Genomic DNA, 7159 nt, shown 5'->3' with positions numbered 1-7159 from the left:
ACGACGTTGTCGCCCTTGAGTGCCGAGACCGGGATGACCTCGAGGTCCGGGACCTGTAGCCGCTCGGTGCCTGCATCGATGCCGCGCCTCTCGTCGGGATGCGGTCACTCTACTGGCTCAGCCGCACGCAAAAGCGCACAGCCCTCCGGACACTCGTGGCACGATGGGCCAGTGCCCTCGCCTGCGCCCTCTCACCCACAGTTCGCTCCCACACCGCGTGAGCTGGACGACATCGAGCTCCTCCGCACGGGCGCCTTGGCCCCGCAGTTCGGGTTCCGCGGACCGGGCGAGGACGTCACGCTCTGTGTCCCCCTCGAGATCGCCCGACAGGCTCACGAGCACGGCAAGCTCGAGATCATCGACGGGGAGGGCGTACCCCTCGCCATCGTCAGTGCCGACGAGACGTTCGAGGCCGCGTGCGGCCAGATGGGCATCATCGGCGACGTGCACCCCCTTCCCGGCACGGTGCAACGCGCGTTCGGCGATCACTACCTGTCGCCGTCGGCCTCGATGACGCGTCTTCCGACCGGAACGCTCACGGTCCCCGTCACCGGCGCGCTGACAGCTCGCGACCTGGAGACGATCTCCGCCCGCAGCGAGGGACGGCCGGTGCTCATGCTGGTGCTCACCGGGGCTGGGACCCCCCGAGCCCTGTCCGCCGAGGGCTTGATGCGCGCAACGCTCGCGGCCAGTCGCGACCTGACCGGGACTGCCGTGATCGCGACTCCCGTCGCAGCGCGCGCCCGGTCTGAGAACAACCTGGGCTTCCAGCGGCGGGTGGTGGCCGCATACGCGCCCGGCCTCGACGTCCACTGGCCAGAGGGCATCGGCCCCTGCACCCCGGCGGTTGCGGAGGTGGTCAGCTCTGACCGGCCCACCGGAGTCGACCAGGGCCTCGTGGTGTTCTTCACGGGCCTCTCCGGCAGCGGGAAGTCGACGATCTCCCAGGCCCTGCGGCACCGGATCGTGGAGACCGGCGAACGTACGATCTCACTTCTCGATGGAGACATCGTCCGCCAAAACCTCTCGCGCGGTCTCACGTTCTCACGCGAGGACCGCGAGACCAACATCCAACGCATCGCCTGGGTCGCCGCCGAGATCGCGCGCCACGGTGCCATGGCGATCTGCAGTCCGATCGCCCCGTTCGACGACACCCGAAAGCGGGCACGTCAGCTGGTCACCGCGGGTGGTGCCGCGTTCGTGCTGGTGCACGTCGCCACCCCACTGGAAAAGTGCGAGAGCCGCGACCGCAAGGGCTTGTACGCCAAGGCTCGACGCGGCGAGGTCCCTGAGTTCACCGGCATCTCATCGCCGTACGAGGTTCCCGACGACGCCGACGTGGTGCTCGACACCAGCGAGCGCACTGTCGAGTCGGTTCTCGACGAGCTGCTCCACCATCTGGTCGACGGCGGCTGGCTGACGCATCGGGTCCTTGACCGGGTCACGGTGGAGACCGAGTCCGCTCGGTGAGCCCCGACACTCCTTCGCTGGTCCTGGTCAGCTTCGCGGTTGGGATCGTCATCGGCCTGACCGGCATGGGCGGCGGTGCGCTGATGACGCCGGCGCTCATCTACCTCGGGGTGCCTCCGACCTCCGCTGTGGCCAACGACCTCGTCGCGGCCGTCGTCAACAAGAGCGTTGGCGCGGTCGTGCACTGGCGGTCGGCGGCGCCCCACCTGACGTTGGCCGCATGGCTCATCGCCGGCTCTGTCCCCACCGCGCTCGCTGGCGCCTTCATCGTCCGCGAGGTCGGCAGCGACGACCCGGAAGCATTCCTGCGCCTCGCGATCGGCATCACTCTCCTGGTGGCCGCCTCGGCATACGTCCTGCGCACGTACCTGTCGATGCGGGGGACGCTCGACTCGGCCGGCGTGACGCTCGATGACCCACGTGTACGAGTGCTGCCGACGTTCACGATCGGTGTCGTGGGTGGATTGCTGGTCGGCATCACGTCGGTCGGTTCCGGGTCGGTCATGATGGTCGCGCTGCTGCTGTTGTATCCCGCCCTCTCGGCGGTGCGTCTCGTCGGCACGGATCTCGTGCAAGCGATTCCGCTGGTCGTCGCCGCGGCGATCAGCCACGTCATCGTCACCGGGGTGGACTGGTCGGTGCTGCTGCCTCTCGTGGCGGGCGGCACCCCAGGGACCTTCCTGGGCGCCCGGCTCGCCCACCGGGTGTCGCAGTCCTTGCTGCGGCGCGGGATCGCCATCGTCCTGGCGTTGACCGGGTTGTCGATGTTGCATGTCCCACCCGCCGGAATCGCCATCGCCGCAGCGGCGTTCGTCGTCGTCGGGCCGCTGGCCTGGGCCGCACTCCGCATGAGCCACGACCTGCCGCCGTTCCAGCAGCGCCCTTGGCTGGCGACTCGCGTCCGGGACCGCCACCACCGTTGGTGAGCACGTCGGTCGCCCCGGCAGGCCGGCCGAGGGCCGCTCCGTACGGGAATCGCCGCGGCCCTACGCGTGGCCGATCAGTGTGGCTGCACTGCCCGGAGTGCCTCGGCTCCGGCGGCATCATCACGGTGCGAGACAGCGACATCCCAGAAGTGGAACTTCCGCGTGGTGACAGGCTCATCGAGGACCGCCGCGTGCTCGGCCATCTTCGACACCGGATAGACGCCGATCGGCCTTCCGCCGTTGTCCCACACACGTACGAGGTCGTAGCCGAGCGCCGCGAGCTCCTCCCAGACCTGCAGGGGATCGTTGCCGGCCAGCCGGGACAGCTCGTGATCGTACTCGAAGAACAGCACCGGTTTCGTGTCGGACCACGTACGTGCCACGGCCGGGATCAGGGTGACGTCGAAGCCATCGGTGTCTGACTTGACCAGCCGCAGACCGCTGAAGTCGGGATGGCGTTCGCGCAGCTGCTCGACCGAGACCATCGGCGCCGTCTTCTCGGACTCACCTGGCACGAACCGCGTGGTCCCACCCCGGCGCACGGGAGCCATCGGCACGTCCTCGGTGCGGTCGAGGAGGAGCGAGGGCTCGATCGCGACACGGTCGTCGCCGCCCACGTTGCGGTGCAGGTAGTCCAGGAAGAAGCCGTCGGCTTCCACGCAGAGCACGCGGCCATCAGTGGCATCGAGGATCTGCAGCGTCGAGTCACCGACGTTGGCGCCGATGTCCATCGCCACCAGTGGCCTTCCCTCGGCCTCGGCGAGAGCCACCGCGAGCCGCGGAAGGTTCTGGCCGTACTCCGGCTCGACCCGCGCATAGTCGGGGAGACGATGCGACCACGGCAGGACCATGTCAACGCCCTGGACCGTGCGCTTCACCGGCCGATCGGGCCATCTGTCGCGAATTGCCCAGCCCGCGCGTCGCCGGACGCGCTCGAGGATCGATTCGCCGGTCTTTGGCGGCATGTGGGGGCTCCTTCAAGTCCGCAGCAGTCTACGAGACGACACTCTGACCGTCTCGCGTTCTCCTGGCGTGCCGATCCGGAAGAGACGCCAACCGGGCACTGTCGCGCACATGTGGAACCATCCGCCCAGGCTCGGTGGTTCCCAACCCACAGAATCCGGTTCCTATGCGGCGGTCATCACCGCTCGGCCTTCTGGACGAAGATCATCAAGGTGGGAGCCCACCTGGACGGGGTGAAGTGGTCGACAACCGAGGCTATCCGCCACGCCAACGTGCTGCGCCCGAAGTACTGCGGCTCGCTCTTGTGCCCGTAGACGTACAGCGAATGCGGGGCGAACTGCTGGCGGAGGTCACGCTTGGTGTTCATCGCATAACGGGTCGGGAACACGTCCTCGGCCTTGCGACCGGGCTGCAGTCGCTTGAGCACTCGTACGTGGAACTTGTTGGGGATCGCGCGCGCACCGAGGCCGATCATCCCCCACTTGTTGGGGGTGCGCGCAGCAAACCACCCACCGGGCTTCAGGACCCGCATCACGTCCTCGGCCAGAGCCTTCGCGTCCTCGGCCGTCACGTGCTCCAGGACGTAGTCGGCAACGACCAGGTCGAATGACGAGTCGTCGAAGGGCAGCGGTGCCCCGATGTCGACGACCTGCGCCGAATCGAGTGAGGGGTTGGTGACGACGACCGGGTCGACATCTGTCCCGACCACCTCGGCGACCCGTCCACGCATCATCCGCAGTCTCCTGGACATGGCCGGCATGGGATCCACGGCCCAGTGCCCGCGACCGGCTCCGAAGTCAAGGACACGGCTGTTCTCGTCGATGAGTGCGTTGACCCGCGTGTAGAACTCGACCTGACCATCTTGGCGGGAGAACCCGCCGACGGCCGCCTCCGGATACAACCGCTGCAATGTCGAATCGGGAGTGAACTCATCGTTGCTCATCGTGCGCCTCTCGGGGTCAATGGTGCGTCCACAGGATCAAGCTCGGTCTCGCTGTCCCGAGCGTCGACGCTGACGACGAATGCCAGCGCGACCACCGCCCAGATCAGGCGGTCCCACAGCGTATTGGTGATCGGGCCAATCGCGGCATATGCCAGCACCGGGTAGGCAAGGCGGTGGTTGACGCCCTCCCAGAACAACGGACGCAGGCCGATCCAGAGGATGATCAGGTAGCCGATCAGGCCGAAGATGCCGATGGCGACCGCGACCTGCAGGTAGATGTTGTGCGACCCGAGACCACCGTCGAAGCCGTTGCCGAGCAGCGGGTGGGCCCGGAACTGCATCCACGCGTCCGACAAGATCTGCTTGCGTTCGAGGTCGGATCCGGCCGCGGTCCCGGCACCGAAGAGACGGCCGAGGGCGTTCGACTCGCCGTCCTCCTCCAGCAGCCGGCCCGAGAACGCCAGCACGGCGGCGACACCCAGCACCACGACGCCGCCGGCCCTGATGGAGCGCTCGACGAACGGGTAGATCAGGATCAGCATGATCAGGACCAAGAGGGCGGCGCGGCTGCCGCTCAACCAGACGCCGCCGGCGGAGACGGCAGCCGCCCCCCAGAAGATCCAGCGCAGGTCCGGGGCGACCTTGCCGACGACGAAGGGCGTCAGCGCGACGGCCAGCAGGGAGGCCAGGCCGAAGTAGTTCGGATGGTATGTGAGGCCGACGTACCGGCCACCGCCGAGCGGCCCCTGCGCCAGCGCCATCCCGACGCTGATGGCGCTGCCGAGCATGTAGGCGGCAGCGAAGCGGGCGAGGATGTTGGCTGCCGGGCGCCACACCATGAAGAAGATCGGCAGGGCGAAGGCGCCGACCATGAGGCGCGCGACCTGGTTGACGCTGACGACCGGCATGGGACTGGCGATGCTGGCCAGGACGCCCATCACGAGGACGATCGAGAGCCCCAGCCAGAACATGGGTGGCACGGCGATCCGGTTGCCGATGACGATCGGGGTCAGGATGGCGAACCCGAGCAGGAACAGCAGATCGGACGCGGTCACGAACGAGGCGCCAAGCCGGATGTCATTCATCGGCGCCATGAACATCGCCAGGGTGACGAACATGGTGCCGGCCCGGCGGAGGTCGAGGCAGACCAGGGCCAGCAGGACGACCGCCAGCACGACGGCGGCGCCCGCCCCGATCAACGACTCAGTCGAGAGCCGGATCAGGATGAAGAGGAGGGCGAGCGATGCCACCCACACGAAGGCGCCACCGGCGACCTCACGCGCCGAGGTGAACCTCATGGCTCAGCGCCGTCCCGGCACCTGGCTGTGCTTGCTGTCGGAACGCCTGGAGCCCTCGGCGCCCTGGACGGCCCGGTTCTTCGCGGTGGCGCGCTGCGAGCGCTTGGGATCCAAGCTCTCGCCGTAGCCATAGCCGTAGCCGTAGCCGTAGCCGGAGATCGCGCGCCGCGGCGACATGTTCAGCACGACACCCACCACCCGGGCACCGACGGCGTCGAGGCGGCCGACAGCCTGCTGTACGAAGTCGCGACTCGTCTTGCCGTAGCGCGTGACGAGCAGGACGCCGTCGGCCATCGTCGCGACGATCGCGGGGTCGGCGACCGGCAGGAGCGGCGGCGCGTCGATGATGACGACGTCGTACTGCTCCCGAACCTTCTCGAGGACTTCGCGCATGGTCTGGGTCTCGAGCACCTCGGCCGGGTTGGGCGGCAGGGGCCCGGTGGCCAGGAAGTCGACGCCGCTCGCGTGCTGCTGGATGCATTCGCTCAAGGATGCTCGGCCGACCAGGACCGTGAGCAGGCCGACGGCGTTCTCGAGGCCGAGGAGACGGGCGACTCGCGGCTTGCGGAAGTCGCAGTCCATCAGCAGGACGCGCCGACCGGTCTGCGCCAGCGTGATGGCCAGGTTGGTCGCAGTGACCGTCTTGCCCTCGTCGGGGACCGCGCTCGAGATCACCAGCATGCGCCGCTTGGCGTCGAGGTCGACGAACTGCAGATTCGTGCGCAGCACGCGGAAGGCCTCGACTCGGTCGTTGTGCCCGGCCTCGTCGCTGATGAGCGGATGCTTGGGGACCGTGGAGTCGAAGGGGATCACTGTCATCAGCGAGCTGCCAGTGACCTCGGCGAGGTCTTCCGGCGTCTTGATCGACGTGTCGAACATGTCGCGAAGGACCGCTCCACCGACGCCGACCAGCAGGCCGAGCAGGGCGCCGACAGCCAGGTTGATGCCCGTGCGCGGCGCGATCGGGTTGGCGTCGAAGGACGCGTCCCCGGCGAGCCGGGCGACGATGGGGGCCACGGCCGCCGCCCCGTCACCGGTCGGCTGATCGATCGGCTTCTCGAGCTTCGCCACGAGCTTGGTGATCTCGGTGGCCTCAGCGCGGGCCAGCATCTGGGCGGTCCGCGGGTCCGGATCGGTGACGGTCACCTGCAGGATGACGGTGTTGACGATCGCCTCGGTCTTGACCCGGGGGGCGAGCTCGTTCGGTGTGATGTCGAGACCCACCCGCTTGATGACCCGCTGCAGGATCTCGGGGTCACGCGCGAGATCAGCGTAGGACGACACGCGCTGCGCCGAGTAGATGCCGAGCTGATAGGCGTCGAAGGTGCCGCTCGACGTCGACGTGATGTAGACGCGGGCGCTCGACTGGTAGGTCGGGGTGATGCTGGCGCTGACGGCTGCCGCCCCGATGATTCCGAGGATGAAGACGACTACGGCGAACTTCCAGCGGCGACGCAGGGTGCGTGCCAGTTGACGTAGCTCCACTCGCGGTCCTAACTCGGGGAATCAAGGTCAAGTCGAAAGACCCGTCACGAAAGTGTATGCGAGACCGCGCCCGT

General features: G+C 68.1%; 6 protein-coding genes. 2 read left to right on the top strand and 4 right to left on the bottom strand.

Going from position 1 to position 7159, the window contains the following annotated elements; all coding sequences use genetic code 11:
- Window positions 1-171: 171 nt before the first annotated feature.
- Complete coding sequence (gene cysC, locus V6M46_RS13540; protein ID WP_332666038.1) at window positions 172-1470, top strand: adenylyl-sulfate kinase; 1299 nt, start codon at window positions 172-174, stop codon at window positions 1468-1470.
- Window positions 1467-2396 (top strand): sulfite exporter TauE/SafE family protein, encoded by a 930-nt coding sequence (locus V6M46_RS13535; protein WP_332666035.1) that lies wholly within the window; start codon window positions 1467-1469, stop codon window positions 2394-2396. Before cysC ends, V6M46_RS13535 begins: the two co-directional genes overlap by 4 nt.
- Window positions 2397-2470: 74 nt before the next feature.
- On the opposite strand, the gene V6M46_RS13530 is transcribed toward V6M46_RS13535, so the two are convergent.
- From V6M46_RS13530 to V6M46_RS13515, 4 genes are all read right to left on the bottom strand, one after another.
- Complete coding sequence (locus tag V6M46_RS13530; RefSeq protein ID WP_332666032.1) at window positions 2471-3274, bottom strand: FkbM family methyltransferase; 804 nt, start codon at window positions 3272-3274, stop codon at window positions 2471-2473.
- A gap of 263 nt (window positions 3275-3537) precedes the next feature.
- Window positions 3538-4302 (bottom strand): class I SAM-dependent methyltransferase, encoded by a 765-nt coding sequence (locus tag V6M46_RS13525; RefSeq protein ID WP_332666030.1) that lies wholly within the window; start codon window positions 4300-4302, stop codon window positions 3538-3540.
- Window positions 4299-5600 carry an O-antigen ligase family protein gene (locus V6M46_RS13520; protein WP_332666027.1) on the bottom strand — a complete coding sequence of 434 codons (1302 nt, stop codon included), beginning with the start codon at window positions 5598-5600 and terminating at the stop codon, window positions 4299-4301. Before V6M46_RS13520 ends, V6M46_RS13525 begins: the two co-directional genes overlap by 4 nt.
- A gap of 3 nt (window positions 5601-5603) precedes the next feature.
- Window positions 5604-7085: a polysaccharide biosynthesis tyrosine autokinase gene (locus V6M46_RS13515; RefSeq protein WP_332666025.1), complete on the bottom strand. Its 1482-nt coding sequence runs from the start codon at window positions 7083-7085 to the stop codon at window positions 5604-5606.
- Window positions 7086-7159: the final 74 nt, after the last annotated feature.

Source organism: Aeromicrobium sp. (assembly GCF_036676885.1).
Taxonomy (GTDB): Bacteria; Actinomycetota; Actinomycetes; order Propionibacteriales; family Nocardioidaceae; genus Aeromicrobium.
This window is presented reverse-complemented; position numbering and strand designations above follow the sequence as displayed.